The following is a 19,829-nucleotide window of genomic DNA, read 5'->3' as shown; positions in this document are numbered from 1 at the left end:
CATTCGCCAAAACATTCGCTTCATGCTCGGGATTGCCCCCCCACTGACGCCAAGGCCTGATGACAGCAAAGCCCCCGTCCCGAACCATGAGGTCCGAAACGGGGGCTTGCCGAAGGGGAAGAGAGGGTGGGCCAGCTAGCCAGCTAGCCGTCAGGCCAAGGCCACCCGGGCGGGAGCGCCATGCACCTTGGCGGTCTGCGGCCCATTGCCGTCATCCGGCCGGTAGAAGGGTCCCTGGTGCAGGGTCCTCCTGGTATAGAAGACCATGACTCCGCCCAGTACCAGGAAGAGGAGGAAATAGACAGTGCAGGTGAAGAGCAGGTTTGGCACCGTGCTCGTCGGCGAAACTCCATCGGCAATGGTCTGGAAACCGTAGACCAGCCATGGATATCGTCCAAGCTCCGTCACCAGCCAGCCGCTGGTCGTGGCCACGAAGGGGACGAAAGTAAAGATACCCATGATCCAGAGCTTCCAACGAGTGGTGAACAGCGTGTTCTTCTTCTTGCGGGTAAACCAAAGCACCAATGCGGATATCAGAGCGAAGGCAAAGCCGACTCCGGCCATCAGGCGGAAGACCCAGAAAAGGGTGGCGGCCGGTACGTAGTAGTTCATGTCCTTGCCATACTTGGCATCATACTTCTCGTGCAGCTCCTTGTTGATGGTGTTCATGCCCTTGACGGCCCCTGTGCTCTTGCCGTAAGCCAGTATGGACATGGCGCCTGGAACCTCGACAGACCCGTCGACCTTGTGATCCTTCTCGTTGACCAAAGCCACAACCGTCCAGGGGGCAGGATCGCCGGTATCCTCGTAGATGCCCTCAGTGGCGGCCAGCTTCATAGGTTGATCGGTCACGATGTACTTGCCCTGCAGATCACCATAGGTAATCACGCAGATGGAGCCGATCAGCCCCATCAGGGCGGCCAGACGGATGGACTTGATGAAGAAGTTGACCTTGGCCTGCTTACCGGAGTCAGCCTCTACAGCAGCCACGGCCTTATCCTTGTTGCCCAGATGCATCCTCAGCAGGCTGAAGGCGCTGCAGCCCATGACCACAAAAGCCCCTGTGCAGACGGCAGCGAAGAAGACGTGGGGGAATTCTATCCATAACTGAGGGTTGGATACCACGGCGCCGAAATCGGTCAGACGCACATGGCCGGTGGCCTGGTTGATCTCGAAGCCGACCGGATGCTGCATGAAGCTGTTGGCAGCCAGAATCCAGATGGCCGACATGGATGAGCCCAGGAAGGTCAGCCAGATGAAGACCGCATGCACAGCCGGCTTGAAGCGGTTCCAAGTGAACATCCACACACCGATGAATGTGGATTCCAGGAAGAAGGCCAGCAAGGCTTCGATGGCCAATGGGGCACCGAAGATATCACCCATGAACCTGGAGTAATTGGACCAGTTCATGCCGAACTGGAACTCCTGGATGATCCCAGTGACCACGCCGACTGCGAAGGAGAGCAGGAAGATCTTGGACCAGAACATGGTCATCTTCTTGTAGACATCCTTCTTGGTCACCACATAGATGGTCTCCATGATCGCGACCGCCAGGGACAGACCGATGGTCATAGGGACATAGAAGAAGTGGAATATCGTCGTCATGGCGAACTGGAATCTAGACAATCCCAATACAGTGAACATCGTTCCTCCCAATCTCTGCAGTGATTCGTCGGGCGTGAGTGCGCGGGTCGAATCCGAACGGATTCAGATGTGACCGGACTTCTTGCCTACGAAAGCCTTTTGGCCCTCCCCGGCTTAGCGATCCTGCCGCTTCTCCGGGCTTCGGCTTCCATACCGTACAGTCCATGAACTGTCGGCATGCAACAACTAGCAGGGAAGCCATCCGCCAAGATCGACGACCTGGCAACCGCGCAAAGCTCACTGCCCGGAAAACAGCCTGATGGTCATTCAACAGGGTTCCGTCCATCCGAATCTGACTGCCAGTCCAAGTATATCCCTTGACCGTCGCTCTTGTCCACGTCCGAGACATCCATGCGATAAAGTTCACGGAAACGTGCGTTTTCCCGATACAGGTCGACCGGGCGCCCTTGCATGACGATGTGACCGTCCTGCATGAAGATGACCTGGTCGGCCTCCTCCAGCCCCTGCAGGTGATGGGTCACCCAAAGGAGTGTGCGCTTTTGGCTTACTCTGAAAATCATAGCCATGAGCCGTCGCTCGGTAATGGGATCCAGACCGATGGTGGGCTCGTCCAAAAGAATGATGGGAGTGCGCTTGAGCACGATTCTGGCCAAGGCCACACGCTGACGCTGCCCGCCTGAAAGACGGCCGCCGGCCTCCTCCACCGGCGTGTCGATTCCCTGGGGCATGCCCGCCACGACCTTATCCAGCTGAACAGCCTTCAAGGCCTGGCGGACCTTATCGTCATCGGCCTGTGGAGCGCCCAGACGCACGTTGGAGGCAATCGTGGTATTGAAGAGGAATGCCTGCTGGTTCAAATAGCCGAAAAGCTCGGGACGCTGGTTCTGCAAGGCATCGACCGGTATTCCATTGATCAGGATGCGGCCACTGGTGGGGCGCAGGTCGCCCAGAAGCAGCTGAAGAACCGTTGTCTTGCCCTCACCGCTGGGACCGAGCAGGGCCACTCGTTGTCCACCCTCGATCCGCAGGCTGAAGTCGTCCAGCAACAGCGGGTCATCAGGCCCGTAGGAGAAACTGACATGATCGAAAACGATCGACCGGATCGGCCCCTCCAGCCTGGTCTGAGCACTGGCCGGAATCCGCCGGGACTCGACCCGCTCGGTCAGTTCATTCAGGTGGCCCAGAGAGTCCGTATAAAGGGGAACCTCAGCCACAGCCTGGGAGACCACGATGAAACAGTCGACCAAAGGAAAAACCGCCAGGACCACTGCTGCCGCGAAGTCCGCAACGGATGTGGAACTGGTCATACGCAGATCCGCTCCAACGATCAGAGCCACCACCATGAGGGCGAAAATCATCTGGATGCCGCAATTGCGCCATCGTTCGAACCGCTTTTGCTGCCTACGGCCATTGGCGATGTCGCTGAAATCGTCGGACGCTATATCCACGAACCGCCGCCGGCGGCGGGTGATCACCCAATCCCCCAGGCCCATATAGCTCTCAGTTACAGCAGTGTACTGGTCCTGCCGCCTTGCCTTCTCCATGTCATAGCGCCCGTCTGAATAAGCCAGCGAGACCAGCGGGACCAGGATCAGGATCAAGGCGAAAAGCAGGAAGAGCAGGAGCGAGGTCAGCCAGGAGAAGACGCCTACGGCGATGGTGACCACCACCCACATAATATAGGCCACGACCGTGGGGAAGATGGTGCGCAGGTAGAAGTTCTCCAAATGGTCCAGGTCGTCCGAGAGCATGCCCAAAACCTCGCCCGTGCGTTCATGCTCGTTCAGGAAGGCAGCATCCTGCGAGAGGGTGCGATAGAGCTGAACCCGCAGCTTGGAGACTACTCGGAGCACCCAATCATGGCTCTTGATGCGCTCCAGGTACTTGAATGACGGCCGTCCGATGCCGAAGGCCCTAGTCAGGACCACCGGCACGTAGACTGCGAAGATGTTGAAGGGGTGACGGGCCGACCTGCTGATCAGGAAGCCCGAGGTGAACATGAGCCCGGCCGCGCAGACGAAGGTGATGGCCCCCAGGAAAAAGATCAGGGCAAGCAACCCCTTGTTCTGACGAAGGTAGGGCCAGAACCAATGATCCCGGTGCCAGATCTGCATGTAGCCTGACAGCCCGCGGCCGCGGCGGGAGGTCTTCGGCGCCCTCCTGCCGCCTTTTCCGGCGGCATCAGTCCTGCTGGTAGTCGGCAATCTGGTTCCCCCCCATCTCATTGATCAGATCATCCAAGGGCCCGCCCTGACCGATCAGCTCGCGCGGATCGCCTTGGGCTACAATCCGTCCATCCTCCAGCATGATCACCCAATCCATGTTGGCCAGCCAGTGCAGGCGGTGGGTGGCCAGGACGACAAGGTGCCCGTTCATGATGGGCAGCAGTGTCTGCTTCAGATCGTATTCCGTCTCGATGTCCAGGTGGGCGGTGGGCTCGTCAAACAACAGGATCTCGCGTGAGGGGTCCAAGACGCCCCTGGCCAGGGCGATTCGCTGAGCCTGGCCGCCGCTAATGCCACGGTTGCCCTCACCGATTCGGGTGTTCAAACCGTCGGACAGTGTTTTTAGCCAGTCGGTCAACCCGGCCTGGTCGGCTGCACGAGCCACCGCAGCATCGTCTGCATCCTGGTTGTAGAAGCGTATGTTGTCAGCCACGGTGCCATGGAAGATGAAGGGGTTCTGGGGAATATAACTGATGTGCCGCTGCCAGGCAGCCGCATTGCAGTGCTCCAGCAGATGACCGTCCAAGTCGATGCTGCCCGCCTTGGGCTGCTCAAAGCCGGCCAGCAAATCCATCAATGTGGACTTGCCTGCTCCTGAACGGCCGACGACGGCCACCTTGGAAAAGCCGCGCAGGTCCAGGTCCAGCCCGCTCAGGGCCAGGTGCTCCTTTTCGGCATCGCTGTCGACCCGGCGGACCTGTGACTCCGGAACATCCTCGACTTCGGTTCCTCGCGATGCTCCGGAATTGGATGCAACCGAAACCGGCATCCCATCACCGTCATGATCCTTGGATGCCTTGGGCTTATTGCTTTCCTTGCCGGTCTTTTGATTCTCGGATTTGACCATGGCATCCATCTGCGCCCCGGCTGAAGCATTGCTCTGCAACGGCTTGGGGCCAGGATAGGCGAAGTCGATTCCCTCCAGGTGCAGGTGGCTGTCCTGCTTCCACCCGGACCAGTCCAGCTCCTCCAAGCGCTTAGGCTCAGGCTGAGCCAGCATGTCTACGATGTCATCCAAGGCATTCTTGCCGTTCAGTGTTGCATGGAAGTCGTCTCCGAACTGGCGAATAGGCATGAAGTATTCGGGAGCCAAGATCAGGGCCAGCAGGGAGGGAAAGAGCTCCGCCTTGCCATCGATCAGGCTGTTGCCCAAGAAGACCGCCATGATGGCGATGGCCAAAGTGGCGAAGAAGTCCAGGGCAAAAGTGGAGGTCATAGCCACCCGGATAACGCTCATGGTCCTCTTCCGGAAGCGGTCGGATACCGAATAGATCTCGTCCTCGTACTCCTTGTCGATGCCCAGCATCTTCAGGGTCGGCAGGCCCAAGACCGTATCCATGAACCTTGTGTTGAGCTTTCGGAACTGGGCGTACTGTCGACTGGAGCGATCCCTGGCGGCCAGGCCCAGGATGACCATGAAGAAGATGAGCAGGGGCAACATAAGCAGGAGAATCAGACCGGAACCTGCATCCTGTGCCCAGACCATGACCAGAACGATCAGGGGGATGAAAATGAGATCCATCAGCTTGGGCAGGACCGTCAACACATAGGTGCGCACCTGGTCGAGTCCGTCCACCAACATGGTAACGGCCGATCCTGTGCCGCGCCGTGCCAGAGCCGATGGGCCCAGCGAGAAGACCTTGTCCTGAATTCGGGGCCGCAGCTGCGCCACGACGGCATCGGCACGATCGGTGGCGATACGATCCTTGGCCACGTCGCAGAGCTGCTGACAGGTGTAGGCGACCAAAAAGATCAGCACTGGCGCCACCAGCACACTGAGGTTCTGAAGGTGCCAAATGCGCACCAGAGCCAGGGTAAGTCCATAGGCCTGAGCCACCACACCGATTCCCTGGACCAGGGACAGGCCGGCCAGCAGGCCCAGGGTGGACCGGACTCCATCGAAACGGAAGAGATTTTTGTCGATCAATGCATTACCCTTCGGATGTCCTCCGGTCCTGTCGGCGCTGCCTCCCCTGCCCCTTGAATTTCAGAGGGTCTCAGCCACGGTGGCTGAAGGGGCCACAGGCGAGGTCAGGTGGGCGCCATCGGTCTCCAGCCGCTTGCGCTGGATGAAGTAGCTCCAGATGAAGTAGGCCAGCATGATGGGCAGGAGGATGCAAAGCACCACAGTCATGATCTTCATGGTCAGCGGAGAAGCCGAGGCATCCTGGATCAGCAGGTCGTGAGCCGGATTGTCGGCGATCATCACACGGGGGAAGAGCCCGTTGAAGATAAAGGCGATGATGGCCATCAAAGTGATGCCCGAGCAGGTGAAGGCATAGCCGCCGTGCTTCTTGAAGACAGCAAGGTGGCCTCCAATGACGGATGCCAGAATGATCACAGTGATCAGCCAGGTGGACAGGGGGCGGGCCTTGTAGAAGTCGGTGTTGAAGATGGCCAGGAGCACAAAGACGACCAGTGCCGGATAGGCGATCCAATAGGCCTTCTCGCTGACATTGAGCATCCGGCGCGAATCCATGGCTCCAAGCTTCAGGCTCAGGAAATGCAGGCCGTGGACGAAGCTGAAGAAGACGACTGCTATGCCGCCTACCACGGAAAGCCAGTTGAACACGTCAAAGAACCCGGGCCAGGCATCGCCGTTCTTATCCATGGGAATGCCCTGGATCAGACTGGTCAGCATCATACCCAAGAAGAAAGGCGCAAATAGGGAGCCGATGAAGTTGGCCCACTGCCATACGCCACGTTCACGGCTGGTCAGTGCGTGGGAGGCGAACTCGAATGAGACTCCGCGCAGGATCAGGGCGACCAGCACCAGGAAGAGCAGGATGTAATACCCCGAAAAGAGGGAGGCGTACCAGAGCGGGAAAGCCGCGAACATGGCGCCGCCGGCAGTGATCAGCCAGACCTCGTTGCCGTCCCAGTGGGGGCCGATGGCCCTCATGAAGGTGGCACGCTCATCACCATCGCGGGCCACGAACCTGGTAGCCATGCCGACGCCAAAGTCGAACCCCTCGAGCAGGAGAAACCCTGCAAAAAGCAGGCCAATGACGAAAAACCACAAACCTTGTAGGAAACTCATGCTAATGCCACTCTCCTCTCGCTCCTGCCGATCCGCATACGGGCGCGGGATCTCCGCACTCCTGGCGGAAGCCGCAGTCGGCCGGGGTTTCCGCCGGAATGAGAAGGAGCAGGAGGTAGTCAATCATATTGATGAACGCAGGGCCAATGGCAATCCTCGCCGCGAATGATCCGATCCGAGGCGGGAGCGGAACGAACATGCTTCCCGTCGCAGACCGATGCGGCGACTTCCTCATGTCCTGAATCATGTTCGTCCTCCCCTCTTTCATCGCCTTGCCCCTTGCATTCCTTGGGACGCTGGTTCAGTTGCTCTCCAGCATGGTACGCACGTCGGCCAACTCAAGGACCGACCGCTCGTTGACGATCCACTTCAGGACCGAGACCATCCTGCCCCTGAGCTTCAGCGTCCCCATTCGGTCGATTTCGGCGACCCCGGCGTGAGGGCCAAGGGAGCACACAGTCCCTTCGCTCCGGAAGGTGAACCGCTGAGGCTCCTGCCCCCGCATTCTGGCAAGGACATTCGCGGCCGCGGTATCAGCCTGGGCCATCGAAATCTGTGCAGTAGTTGGGTAGAGCCGACCTGACTTGGGGTCGGGAACGGCGCTCACATCACCCACCAGGAACTCCTCTGGATGCTGCTCCACCGATAGGTCATCCCTGACCACTACACGGTTGCGCTTCTGATTATACCCTGAATCGGCAATAACGTGGCTGCCACGTACGCCCGTTGTCCAAATGATCGTATGGGCCTTGAACTCCTGGTCATTGGAGACCACGGCACCTTGCTTGACCTCGGTGATAGGGGTCGAGGTGTGGAAGTTGACTCCCCGTTTGCTCAGATAATCCACAGCCCAGTCGACCAGGTCCTTGCTGAACATGGGCAGAATCTTGGGCGACGCCTCTATGCAGTCCACCTTGACCCGATCCATGGGGAAGCCCAGGCGCTTCGAAAGCTGAGGCAGCCGATAGACCAGCTCGCCCAGGTACTCGATGCTGGTGAAGCCCGCGCCACAAACCGCTATGCTCAGGTCCAGCGGATCATGGCTGGTCTGGTAGCGGGCCAGCGTCTGCTCCAATTTCCTGCGGGCTGCCAGAGCGGTGTCCACGTCCACGATGGGCCATCCATGCTCTTCGGCCCCCTTGATGCCGAAGGTTTCGGACTCGAAGCCCAGGGCGTTGACCAAGTAATCGTAGGACAGGGGATCGTGATGCTCCAGGCTCACCCGATGGCCGTCCTGATCAATGCCGACCACCTTGTCGACGATCAGTGTCACCGAATCAGGCAGAGACTTGCGCAGGTCGAAGACCACATCCGCTGGCTCCTTGGTTCCCGCCGCCAACTGATGCAGCTGGGTGGACTCGTAGTGGTACTCATTCTGGTTGACCAGCACCACATGGGCATCCGTCTTGGCATGAGCCAGCCTCTTGACCACGCGAAGGCCCGCATAACCGGCTCCCAACACCATGATTGTCGTCATGTTCACGCACCTTTACCAAAGAAAACCGTACAATGACTCAAACACTGGGTGATGCCGCCCGATCAGCCGATGACCGGGTCCATCACTCAAACTTCTATGCTCAACGTATCAGATTCCACCATCGGAAACTCTGACATGACTGCCTGCCGGGCCTCCTCTTTTTGTTTGCTTGCTCACACCGCGGGCGACTCTCATGGACACGACCGGCCGCCCCTTTGGAAACCGGAAGCATTTCTGAGAAACGCAGCAATACGCATACAAGAAGAGCGGAACATCGTTTCAATGCTCCGCTCTTGGGGACTCTGAATCCCTACTGCTGGGGTACCTGGACTCGAACCAAGAATGGATGAACCAGAATCACCTGTGTTGCCAATTACACCATACCCCAATTGGCTGTGCGACAACCGCTTGGACGATTGTCACATGTCGTACCCCCGACCGGATTTGGACCGGTGTTGGCGCCGTGAGAGGGCGTAGTCCTAGACCGCTAGACGACGGGGGCTTCACTTTTCGCCGCGTACGAACCCGGTTCAGCAGGTCAGTAGCACAACAAAAAAGAAATATACCCGCTCAGAGGTTTTGGCGCAAGTTGGCCATCCTTCGGAGTGTTGTGCCCTTGCCCAGGATCTCCAGGGACTCAAACAGGGGCGGCGAGACCCGCCTTCCCGAGACTGCCACCCTGACCGGGCCGAAGGCCAGACGGGGCTTGTAGCCGCCCTCATCCACCAGCGCCTGAGTGAGCAGGTCGTGCAGGTGATCGGTCTTCCAATCCTGTTCAGGCACATCCTGCAGGGCGGCAATAGCCAGGTCCAGAACCTGTCCTGCGGAGTCCTTGAGCTGTTTTCGGGCATCCGGCTCGGGTTCCAGGTACTCCTCCTGGCTGAGCAGACTGCCTACCATGCCGGAGACCTCGCCCAGCAGACGCACTCGAGGCTGAACCAAGGGGGCGGCCGCGGTCAGAATTCGCTGTTCACGATCACTCAGATCCTGCCAGCGCTCGGCACTCACCAGCCCGTCGCGCTTAAGGTAGGGCAGGGACCGGTTCAGGAAGTCCTGCGGCTCCAGCATACGGATGTGCTCGGCATTGATGGCCACGGCCTTGTCGATGTCGAAGTGGGCCGGATTGGCCTTGACGTCGCGGATATCGAAGTGCTCTATCATCTCATCCATGGAGAAGACATCGCGGTCGGGGCCGATGGACCAGCCCAGCAGGGCCAGATAGTTGAGCAGACCTTCGGGAATGAAGCCATGCTCACGGTGCAGGAAGAGGTTGGACTCAGGGTCGCGCTTGGACAACTTTTTCTTGCCCTGACCCATGACGTAGGGCAGGTGCCCGAACAGGGGCATGGCCCGAGCGATGCCCAGCTTCATCAGGTACCGGTAGAGAACGATCTGCCGGGGGGTGGAGCTGAGCAGGTCCTCGCCGCGCAGGACCACGTTGATGCGCATGAGGGCATCATCGACCGGATTGGTCAGGGTGTACAGTGGGTCGCCATTGGGACGCACAATCACATAATCGGGCACGGACCCGGCCTTGAACTCGATATGCCCGCGAATCAGGTCGTCGAAGGCGATGTCCTCGTCAGGCATACGGATGCGCAGGGCGGGTTGCCGGCCCTGCTCGCGGAAGGTCTGGCGCTGTTCCTCAGTCAGGTCGCGGTCGTAGCCGTCGTAGCCGAAAGCGGCCGGACGGCCAGCGGCCAGGTTGCGTTCCTTGATCTCCTCAGCGGTGGAGTAGGACTCATAGGCGTAGCCGGCATCCAGCAGCTGTCGGGCCACATCGCGGTAGATGTCGCCGCGCTGGGACTGCCGGTAGGGGCCATCCGGACCGCCGACTTCCACACCCTCGTCCCAGTCCAGCCCCAGCCACTTGAGGGCGTCCAGGATCTGCTGGTAGCTCTCCTCGCTGTCGCGCTGGGCATCGGTGTCCTCGATGCGGAAGACGAAGGTACCGTGCGAGTGCCGGGCCTGGGCCCAGTTGAAGAGTGCGGTTCGAACCATGCCCACATGCGGGGTGCCGGTCGGCGAAGGGCAGAAGCGGACCCTCAGATCCTTGGGAAGGTCGGGTTTGGCGTCATGATCATGCTCATCAGTCATGACACCCATTGTGCCCCGGCAAGGCGACGTAGACCAATTCAGAGCGGAAGCCGGTATCAGCCCCGCTGCTGCTCCTGCTGCCGGTCCTTGCTGTAGGTCTCCGGGATGAACCTGGTCTGGTCATGCAGCTTAGGCCAGATGACCACCTGGCCTTGCTCCAAGGACCGTGGCACGTCGATGATCCGCTGGTTGTCCGAGCCTCGGAACTGAAGCAGGCTGTTCTTCCGATTCTCCAAGTAGCGTCCGTCCACCAGCACGTCAAGGTAGGAGATCAGCTGGGCCTTGTCCGGGGTCTCCCCCGGCCGGTTCAGCTCCTCCCAGGTGTAGCCGGTCCAGCACCAGATATCCTTCTCGTGACCGAACTCGCGCCGGATCCGTTCCGAAAGGCCCAGCAGCATAGGGGTGTTGAGCAGGGGCTCCCCGCCCAGGTAGGTGATGCCCTGCACATAGGACAGCGACAGGTCCTTGATGATGCGGTCCTCAAGCTGCTGCGTATAGGGATGCCCGGCGCCGAAGTCCCAGATGGATGCGTTGTAGCACCCCTGGCAGCGGAAAGGGCAGCCGCTGACGTAGAGGGAACAGCGGATTCCCTCGCCGTCGGTCATGACCAGAGGCTTGTAGTCCGCCACGATTCCCCGACTGAGCCGGCGACCGTCCCACTGGCCGGCCCTGGGATTGTTGGTCAGCGCAGAGGGAACCCCCGGACCGCGCCCCTGCTCATCAGCCGCGAAGTCACGGTGGCCACCTGTCTTTCTCATGACCCCCTGTTTGTCCGTCATCTGGTCCTCCTCATGACAATGGCGGGCCGCAAACTACCCGGGCCCGCCATGTACTGCGTCTTGTCAGAGCCTATTCGGCCTTGTCGTCGAACCACTCCTTGGTGGATCCGTCCTTGAGGACCACGTGGCCGGTCTCGCCCTCCATGTGCTTGACGCGGTGGGCGATCTCCTCGTGCCTGCCGTGAACCATGGGCCGCTGGACGGGGTTGCCCAGGTAGCCGCAGGTGCGCTTGGTCACGTTGCACTTGTCAGGGTCGTCGTTGCCGCACTCGGGGCACTTGAAGCCCTCCTCGGTAGGCTCGAAGTCGCCCTCATAGCCGCAGACGAAGCAGTGGTCGATGGGCGTGTTGGTGCCCAGGTAGCCGATGCCGATGTCGTAGGCGTAGTCCCAGACCGCCTCCAAGGCCTTGGGGTTCTGCTGCATGGAGGGGAACTCGCAGTAGTTGATGAACCCGCCCGAGGCCAGGTAGGGGAAGTCTCGCTCGTAGCTGAGCTTTTCCATGGGCGTGGGCCGCAGCCAGACCGGGTAGTGGAAGCTGTTGGTGTAGAAGTCGTGGTCGGTCACGCCGTCGACTACGCCGAACTTCTCCTTGTCCATCCTGGCGAAGCGGTCGGTCAGCGACTCGGCCGGAGTGGAGTAGACCGAGTAGTGGTATCCCTCGGCCTTCTCCCACTGCTTGCAGAGCTGATTCATCCGGCGCACAATGCTCAGGGCGAATTCCTTGCCTTCCGGATCCCAGGAATGGTCCTTCATCCAGTCCTTGCCGTAGAAAACGCTGGTGGCCTCATAAAGGCCGATGTAGCCCAAGGAAACAGTGGAGCGGCTGTTGCGGAAGAGGGTGTCCACGCTGTCAGTCGGCTTCAGCCTGCCGAAGGCGCCGTATTGGTAGAGGGTTGGGGCGTTGATGGGAGTGGCCTGCTTGCAGCGCATGATGCGGAACTGCAGAGCGTGATGGGCCACCTCCATGCGCTGGTCGAAGATCTTCCAGAAGCGATCCTTGTCGCCGCGGGACTCAAGCGCGATCCGAGGGATGTTGACGGTGACGACGCCCAGGTTCATGCGGCCGTCCTCCTCGTCCTCGCCCGTCTCGGGGTTGGTCCAGGCCTGCAGGAAGGAGCGGCAACCCATGGGGGCCTTGAAGGAGCCGGTGATCTTGACCAGGTTCTCGTAGAAGACCACGTCAGGGTACATGCGCTTGGTGGAGCACTCCAGGGCCAGCTGCTTCATGTCGTAGTTGGGATCGCCCTCGTCCGCGTTCAGACCGTGCTTGATGGTGAAGACCAGTTTGGGGAAGATGGCGGTATGGCGATCCTTGCCCAGTCCACGGATGCGGATCAGGAAGATAGCCCGCTGGATCTCCCTGGCGAACCAGGAGGTGCCCAGGCCGAAGCCCACAGTGACGAAGGGGGTCTGCCCGTTGGAGACACGGTTGGAGTTGATCTGGTACTCCATGGTCTGCATGGCATCGTAGATGTTCTTGCGGGTCAGGATCTTGGCATAGACCTGACGCAGCCGAACAATCTGTGGAGCGTCCAGGTCGAAGGGGGCATCCTCGCCGATGGGAGCACGATCGTCCAGGTGGAGCCAGTCAGCCTCCCGAGCCTTGAGGCCGCGGACGACATCCTTGGCCACATCAATGGGCTCCTCATCCGGCAGGACGGCCTCAGCCATGGAATAGTTCTTCTTGTAGTCCAGACGCGCGTACTTGTCCAGCATCTCATCGCAGCGGTTGACGGTCTGGCCGCCGTACTGGGAGCCGGCGATGTCCTTGATGATCTGGGTGATCTGCGTGGCGGCCGTGCCGATGGACTTGGGCGAGTCCATCATGGCGTTGCCCAGCTCGAAGCCGTGGGCCAGCATGTCGCCGAAGTCAGGCAGGGAGCAGTTGGTCTCAGCCGTAAAGGGCGAATAGTCCGCGTCGTGGAAGTGGATGTCACCCTTCATGTGAGCGTTGGAGACATCCTTGGGCAGCATGGCGAAGGCTGAAGCCTTGGAGACCGCGCCGGCCAGCAGATCACGCTGGGTGGCGTAGACGTTGGCATCCTTGTTGGCGTTCTCGCGCACCAGAGTCTCGTCCTTGCTGGTCAGGCGGTGGACAGCCTCATTGACATCGGTGGCCTTGGCCCGCTGAATGTCGCGGTCGAGACGGTAGGAAGTATAGGAGCGAGCGATCTCGTAAAGATGGGCATTGACCAGGGCATGCTCGACCAGGGTCTGGATGTCCTCAATCTTGACCGGATTGGTATAGCGATCGGTGATCTCAGACTGGACGGTCAGGGCCATGTCCCGGATCTGCTGGCGATCCTCAGGGCTGACCTCGTGCTTGACGTCCTTGAAAGCGGCTTCGATGGCGTTCATGATGTTGACGGGATCAAAATCGACGATCCGGCCGTCGCGCTTCTCGACCAGAATGCCATCGACAGCATCGCGATCCGAAATGCCACGCTCCTTCACGCTATCGGTCATGACCTCAGTATCCATCGTCACTCCTCATACGATTCATACGGTTACTCATGTGCAGTTGCTTTGGCGTTCCCAAATTCCATGCTGGGAACGGCGAATCACATGGATGTCATTCTTTGCTGACAAGACTCACTCTATCACGCCGTGACCACCATATGTAGTGCCTGAGGATGATTCGTTGCCTACATGTAGTAATTTTATATTTTGTGAACTGCGTCACAAATAGCAGGGTCTGGACAAGGGCGGCAAATGGCCGAAAGGCCAGTAGAGGTCATTGACAGAGACGAAACAGCCGCCCGACACTCCGCACGGTATGCACTTCTTTTGTCGAGACCTCGCTACAAGGCGTCCATCGTCTCCACCCCAGCTTCCATGGGTGCAGACATAGAAAGGCGGCCCTGTCCAAAATGGCCAGAGCCGCCTGCGAAACCTAACGCTCACACTGCTTGAGGTTGGATGTTCGTCACCATTCCGTCGTACGAGCTGACAAACCCCTCTCTGACAGCAGCCTCCTGCATTTGCTCATAACTGGCATTGCCGTGATGAGAGAAATGGTTGCACACGAACATAGTGTGCGAATCGGCCAGTCCCATCTTCACCATGCGATCCCTAACTCGCAGATTGTCAGAAAAGTTCATGTGGACGTCGGAACTGAAATCAGTCAACCCATGAGTGCAATCCAAGGAAACGTAGTCATATTTTAGCCCAGCTTTGGCCAGATCCTTCCAGGTTGATTCGTAGAAGTAGGCCGTATCATGCGCATACAGCAGCCCCACTTGACCGTCTGTCAGCCCATAGAAGAGACAATCGCCGAAATGATGGCCATGCTTGGCTTCAAAAGCGTATACCGTGTATGTCCTGCCGTTCCCAGCCGTCACAGTGACACTGTCACCAGGATGAAGAGCGTGATATGTCAACTTGCCGTAATCGTAATGCTCTTCCAGGAAGAAAGCTCGCTCGTAGAAGCCTTTGACTGTTTCAGAGCCATAGACATCCATATGGGTGGGATTGTCGTCAGCATACGAATCCATGCGATAAGCCAGATCTTCACCGTAAAAATGATCAGAGTGCCAGTGAGTGATGAAGAGTTGGGTAATTGCCGGCAGATCAAAGTTCTCATTATTAATATAATGACAGTAAGTATCACCAGGGAAATCAAGCAGGAGTGCATCGTCGACCAAAGCCTGGGACTGGGTACGAATTTCCTTGCCTCCAATGCGTCTGGCCTGCTTACACAGATCACACATGCAGAAAATGCCAGGGATTCTTTCGGCTGCAGCTGTCCCTAGATGTTCAAATTTCATAATTGCTCATACTCCTTTGTGATGGATGTAAATATTCATGCTTGGGCAGAGACGTCATGCGACTCGGCATGGCGTTTGCGAAGTATGACCCTGTTGCCGACCATGCAGACCAGAATCCCCAAAATACTGAAGATCGCCAGCATGCCAAAGATCAGGTTGTATGCCTTTTGGGTGTTGAAATTGTCGATAATGGCTCCAAATAGCATGTAAGCGAAGAACGACGGGCAATACCCGATGAAGGATGCAATGGACATGGCCGTGGCCGAGATCTCTGAATCTACCCCGTACTCACCTATTGGTGCATAGTAAACGGCGCGCAAAGCCACACAGATGAAAGTCACGAGGCAGCAGAGGACAACCACGGGGATCATCCATCCCGAGCTCCGGGGCGTAAAGATGACCAATATGCTGATGACGCAAACAATGACATAGAGCAGCGCCATCCACTGGGGAGTTGTCTTAAACCTCTTTGTGGCTAGCACACCGGACAAAGCCGCTGCAATCAGACCCATAAGTCCGGAATTGACTATGCCGAAAAGACCAGCAGCTGCATCAGATAGTTTGAATGATGCCTGGACGAAAGGAAGGAAGTAAGTGTTGGCAGCTACGTAGATCAGATAAGTGGCAGCAGCACCGAAGCCGGTAGTCCACACAATTGGCAGTTTCATAGCCTGCAAGACCATCGCAGCCCCGTTGCTTTTGTGGGCCTTGCCCTTGACTGTGCCAGCCTGTTCATGCAGGAAGTCCTTCGGGATAAACCGAAGCACGACAAAAGAGAAGAGCATCATGCAAACCGGGTAGGTGCACATAGCGATGCGAGCACCGAAGATCTGCGAACCGCCGAGCGTGAACAATCCTAAGGTGCAGGCATTAAGCACCAGTCCGATGGCGGAACGGATACATTCCTGAGTACTGAAAGCGGCAGCCTGCGTCCGTTCCGTGGCCAAACTCTTAGTCGACTTCTGAATGGTTGGCCAATAGATGGCATCGCCGAAAAAGCCGAAGGCTGCGAAAGCCAGTACCAGGAACCAGTACGGCAGATGGGGCACTAGGCCCAGAATGAGGGCGAATATTCCATAACCCCATAGATCCACGGCGATGAGCTTGCGGATAGGCAGCAGATCCTGCAACCAACCCAGCAGGGCGTAACCGAATATCTGCACGAAACCTATGAGACCCAACAAAAATCCAAGCTGGGCATTAGAAACCCCCAGAGCTTGGCGAAAGGGTTCGTAAATTACACTCTTGATGCTGGAAAACCAATAGATACAGGTGGATAAGGTAATGACTATGAAAATACCAAACTGTTTTCGAGACATACCCAAGTAGTCCAAGAGCCACTTCATTGCAAATCTCCTTATAAGGTTGATGGTGCTTCAACGCACCCGGGCGACACCGCCCGTCCGCGTAAGAGTGACTCTGCTTCAAATCACTCGATCCCGTGGAGTCGTGAACCCTTTTGGTTCACAGGGCAAAAAACTACCCCCCCCCCCCCCGACACGGCACGGTCCGGCAATATCCAAACAGTCAGGTTTTTATAAACGACCAGAAGAGAACGTATGAACGCAAGAGATTACTAAGCCAACAGACCCCTTGGCACGAAGAGTGTTTGAGTGCGCAGACGGCGATCCACGCCCATGCCCTCCGGAGCCTGCCGCCCCGGCTCGATCATGGATAGGAGCATATCAACGCCCTGACGGCCCATGCGATCCACCTGCTGGGAGATGACCGACACCTGGGGGCTGATCAGTTGAAAAACCTCCAAGTCGTCGAAGGAGACCATGGGCACGCGCGAGCGCAGATCGCCGTCCCACTCCATGGCGACGGCCTTGATGGCATCAGCCGAGTATCCGAAGATGACAGCGTCAACCCCTTGGCCAAGCAGGCCGCGCATGGTCGCAGCCGCCCGGGGACGATCCTCAAACCCCTGGCGGACCACCAATCCTGTCAGCCCCTGACGGACATCAACGCCGTCCAGAAAAGCCTGCTCACGCTCGCGAAAAGTATAGGAGCGGCTCTCCGGGCCCGGGACAAAGGCCACTCGTCTGCATCCCCTGGCTGCCAGAGCGTCCATGGCCGCCTCCATGCCAGGCACGGGATCGGAATCCACCAAAGGGACACCGGGCAGGGTCCGGTCCGGACGGTCCACGAAAACCACAGGGAATTCCCTTGCCAACATGGTACGCAACATGGGCGAGGTGGGCCCGTCAGGCACGACCAAAACGCCGTCCATATGCCGAGACAGAAGGATGCGGTAATAGTCCTCCTGCCTGCTGGCCTGGCAAGAGGACACGCCGATCAGGGGAGCGTAGCCTGCCGAGTAGAGCTGGTCCTGGACGGCATAGACCAGCTCGGAGAAATAAGGGTTGCGGATGTCGGGAACCAGCAGGCCAACGGCATGCGAGCGCGAGGAACGCATGGAACGGGCGCGGCTGTCGGGGATATAGCCCAGCTCCATGGCCGCCCTGCGGACCCTGTCCTTGGTGGGCGGCGAAATGCGCCCCTTGTCGTTGAGCGCCTGGGAGACCGTGGACACGGACATGCCCGCCTGCTTGGCCACATCACTGATGGTCACCGACATGGGAACCCTCCGTCGACCCCTACCGAGATCGGTTGTCTTGCTCCGGACGAGACCGACAGCGGCCGGCCTGCACGAACCTCTCGTGAGTTCCCAGTATAGAGGCATATGATGCAACCTTTCATCACGGCGAGGCAGGACCGGCTGGCTTGGACTAGAGTGGACTTGTTCGCGCGGCTGGTGGCAGCAGCCGTGGCACATATCGCAGAATTCCATCGGTCAAGACCGTACCGGATCGTCGCGCGGGCTCCTCACCTTCCCGTAGCGGCCCCGATGCGGATGGGCACCAGGGGTGCCGGAGAGGCAAGGTGACAGTGATGAGCATGTCGAGGAACAGTGGCTTCAGGAGAGTTCCCGGCCACAACCTGATCGTGCGGGCGCTCGCCCTAACAGCTGTGCTCTGCATGGCAGCCACGAGCGCAGCCTGCGGGGCCAAGGGGGCAGACGACAAGGCCGATGACGGCTCCAAACTGTCCTTCATGCTGGATTGGACGCCCAACACCAATCATGTGGGCATCTACGTGGCCCGGCACCTGGGCTACTTCGACAAGGCCGGCCTGAAGCTGACCATCCTGCCGACGGCCCAGGCAGGAGCCGAGACCTCCGTCCAGAACGGGGTCGCCGACGTGGGCTTCTCCAAGCTGAGCAACCTGGCCACCTTCAACTCCCAGGGAGCCGACCTGCGGCAGGTCTTCAACATAGGCCAGCATTCCGTGGCGCGGTGGTGCTCGCTGGCCTCGCGCACCGACATCCAGACCCCCAAGGACTTCGACGACAAGACCTTCGTCAGCTTCGGTTCGGCTGAGCAGACAGCCGTAGTCAAGCAGATGATCCGTTATGCGGGCGGCAAGGGCGACTTCAAGCGGGTGACCAGCGGCACCAACACCTTCGCCACCCTGACCAGCGGCAAGGGCGACTTCGCAGGTTTCTACGCCAATTGGGAGGGAGTGGAGAGCGAGCTCAAGGGCCCGGCTCTGCACTGCTTCACCCAGGCCGACTGGGGAGTGCCCGGCAACCCCGACCAGCTGGGCTTCGTGGTCAAGAATTCCTGGCTGCAGCAGGCCGGTCACCGTCGTGCCCTGACGGCATTCGTCAAGGCCTGTCTGAAGGGTTACAACTACGCCCTGAGCCATCCCGACCAGGCGGCGGACATCCTGGTCAAGGAGACCAAGGGATCAGCCATCGACCCGACCCTGGCCAAGCGCTCCATGGAGAGCATCGTCAAGGAGGGGTACTGGGTCGACAGCCCGGACCAAAAGAGCATCAGCGGGCTGATCAATGTCAAGGATGCCCAGGACTATCTGAACTTTCAGTTCAAGGCGGGCACCTACAAGGGCGCCAAGAAGGGCGATCCCAATAAAGCCCCTCAGGCCACTGACCTGTGGACCGATCGCTACGTTCGGGAAGCAGCCGGGCGATGAAGGTAGGGAAGCAGAGCAGAACCCGGGCGCTGCCTCCGACCCTCACTCTGCTGGCGCTCTTGATCATCTGGGAGCTGGCAGCCCGCCTGGGCGGAGTCAGCGAACAGGCCCTTCCGGCACCCAGTCGAATTCTGGTTGCCACAGTGCAGTCCCGAGAGGATCTGCTGCCCGCCACCGCCATCACCGCCCTTGAGGGTCTGCTGGGCTTCCTCCTGGCCTCGGTCCTGGGAATAGTGATCGGTCTGGCACTCTACAGCTGGCGCACCCTGCATGATGCCCTCTACCCTCTGATCGCCGGCGCTCAGATGATCCCGCTGATCACCATCGCCCCCCTGTTCGTGATCTGGTTCGGATTCGAGCCACTGGGCAAGGTAGTCATCGTGGCCGTCTTCGCCCTCTTCCCCATCGTGGTCCAGACCTACCGGGGCCTCAAGTCCGTGCCCCGCTTCTATCAGGACGTGGCCCTGAACTGCGGGGCGACTCGAACCTGGACCCTCTGGCACGTCAAGCTTCGGGTGGCCGCCGGGCAGATCTTCGGCGGCCTGCGCATCAGCGCCGCCTATGTCTTCGCCACAGCGGCCACCTCAGAGTATCTGGGCGCCAGAAACGGCCTGGGCATATGGCTGCAGTCGGCCTTCAATTCCTTCAGAACACCGCTGATCTTTTCGGCCACCTTGGTCATCATCCTGCTGACCGCCCTCCTGCTGGCCCTGATCACCCTGATCGAGCGCCTCCTGTTGGGCGATGCAGGCGATGATCACATGGTCAATCCAGACGACGAGTGAAGAGTCCCCCATCCCCTGCACTATTCATGGCTATCAAGCGGAAGAACCGGCCTG

Annotated in this window: 13 protein-coding genes and 2 tRNA genes; 2 read left to right on the top strand and 13 right to left on the bottom strand. The window is 59.1% G+C overall.

Translation table 11 applies throughout. The annotated features are described in order from the left end of the window. Window positions 1-150 precede the first annotated feature (150 nt). The 13 genes from J3T92_RS06350 to J3T92_RS06290 form a co-directional block, all read right to left on the bottom strand. A complete protein-coding gene (locus J3T92_RS06350; RefSeq protein WP_267400544.1) occupies window positions 151-1,644 on the bottom strand; it encodes a cytochrome ubiquinol oxidase subunit I in 1,494 nt (497 codons plus the stop codon). 263 nt (window positions 1,645-1,907) lie between these two features. Then, the gene (gene cydC / locus J3T92_RS06345; protein ID WP_267400543.1) at window positions 1,908-3,809 is read right to left on the bottom strand and encodes a thiol reductant ABC exporter subunit CydC; all 1,902 of its coding nucleotides are present in this window, start codon (window positions 3,807-3,809) and stop codon (window positions 1,908-1,910) included. Next, window positions 3,787-5,757 (bottom strand): ABC transporter ATP-binding protein/permease, encoded by a 1,971-nt coding sequence (locus tag J3T92_RS06340; protein WP_267400542.1) that lies wholly within the window; start codon window positions 5,755-5,757, stop codon window positions 3,787-3,789. Before J3T92_RS06340 ends, cydC begins: the two co-directional genes overlap by 23 nt. Window positions 5,758-5,817: 60 nt before the next feature. Then, window positions 5,818-6,870 (bottom strand): cytochrome d ubiquinol oxidase subunit II, encoded by a 1,053-nt coding sequence (gene cydB, locus J3T92_RS06335; RefSeq protein ID WP_267400541.1) that lies wholly within the window; start codon window positions 6,868-6,870, stop codon window positions 5,818-5,820. A 301-nt stretch (window positions 6,871-7,171) separates the two neighbouring features. After that, on the bottom strand, window positions 7,172-8,347 hold the full coding sequence (locus tag J3T92_RS06330) for an NAD(P)/FAD-dependent oxidoreductase (protein ID WP_267400540.1): 1,176 nt from the start codon (window positions 8,345-8,347) through the stop codon (window positions 7,172-7,174). A 316-nt stretch (window positions 8,348-8,663) separates the two neighbouring features. After that, window positions 8,664-8,735 (bottom strand) — tRNA-Gln (locus J3T92_RS06325). 41 nt (window positions 8,736-8,776) lie between these two features. Then, window positions 8,777-8,849: transfer RNA gene (locus tag J3T92_RS06320), tRNA-Glu, on the bottom strand. Window positions 8,850-8,917: 68 nt separating this feature from the next. Continuing rightward, entirely contained in the window at window positions 8,918-10,444 is a 1,527-nt protein-coding gene (gltX, locus tag J3T92_RS06315; protein WP_267400539.1) for a glutamate--tRNA ligase, read from the bottom strand. 56 nt (window positions 10,445-10,500) lie between these two features. Continuing rightward, window positions 10,501-11,223, bottom strand: a complete 723-nt coding sequence (nrdG, locus tag J3T92_RS06310) for an anaerobic ribonucleoside-triphosphate reductase activating protein (protein WP_267400538.1) — start codon at window positions 11,221-11,223, stop codon at window positions 10,501-10,503. A 70-nt stretch (window positions 11,224-11,293) separates the two neighbouring features. Further along, window positions 11,294-13,690 (bottom strand): anaerobic ribonucleoside-triphosphate reductase, encoded by a 2,397-nt coding sequence (gene nrdD, locus J3T92_RS06305; protein WP_101431959.1) that lies wholly within the window; start codon window positions 13,688-13,690, stop codon window positions 11,294-11,296. 434 nt (window positions 13,691-14,124) lie between these two features. Then, window positions 14,125-14,991 (bottom strand): MBL fold metallo-hydrolase, encoded by an 867-nt coding sequence (locus J3T92_RS06300; RefSeq protein WP_267400537.1) that lies wholly within the window; start codon window positions 14,989-14,991, stop codon window positions 14,125-14,127. A gap of 35 nt (window positions 14,992-15,026) precedes the next feature. After that, window positions 15,027-16,337 carry an MFS transporter gene (locus J3T92_RS06295; protein ID WP_267400536.1) on the bottom strand — a complete coding sequence of 437 codons (1,311 nt, stop codon included), beginning with the start codon at window positions 16,335-16,337 and terminating at the stop codon, window positions 15,027-15,029. A gap of 230 nt (window positions 16,338-16,567) precedes the next feature. Beyond that, window positions 16,568-17,572: a LacI family DNA-binding transcriptional regulator gene (locus J3T92_RS06290; protein WP_267400534.1), complete on the bottom strand. Its 1,005-nt coding sequence runs from the start codon at window positions 17,570-17,572 to the stop codon at window positions 16,568-16,570. A 314-nt stretch (window positions 17,573-17,886) separates the two neighbouring features. On the opposite strand from J3T92_RS06290, the gene J3T92_RS06285 reads away from it, so the two are divergent. Then, window positions 17,887-18,990, top strand: coding sequence for an ABC transporter substrate-binding protein (locus J3T92_RS06285; protein WP_267400532.1), 1,104 nt, complete (start codon window positions 17,887-17,889; stop codon window positions 18,988-18,990). Further along, window positions 18,987-19,775 carry an ABC transporter permease gene (locus J3T92_RS06280; protein WP_267400531.1) on the top strand — a complete coding sequence of 263 codons (789 nt, stop codon included), beginning with the start codon at window positions 18,987-18,989 and terminating at the stop codon, window positions 19,773-19,775. Before J3T92_RS06285 ends, J3T92_RS06280 begins: the two co-directional genes overlap by 4 nt. Window positions 19,776-19,829: the final 54 nt, after the last annotated feature.

Origin of the sequence: Bifidobacterium sp. B4081, assembly GCF_026537335.1 — a bacterium.
Taxonomy (GTDB): Bacteria; Actinomycetota; Actinomycetes; order Actinomycetales; family Bifidobacteriaceae; genus Bombiscardovia.
This window is presented reverse-complemented; position numbering and strand designations above follow the sequence as displayed.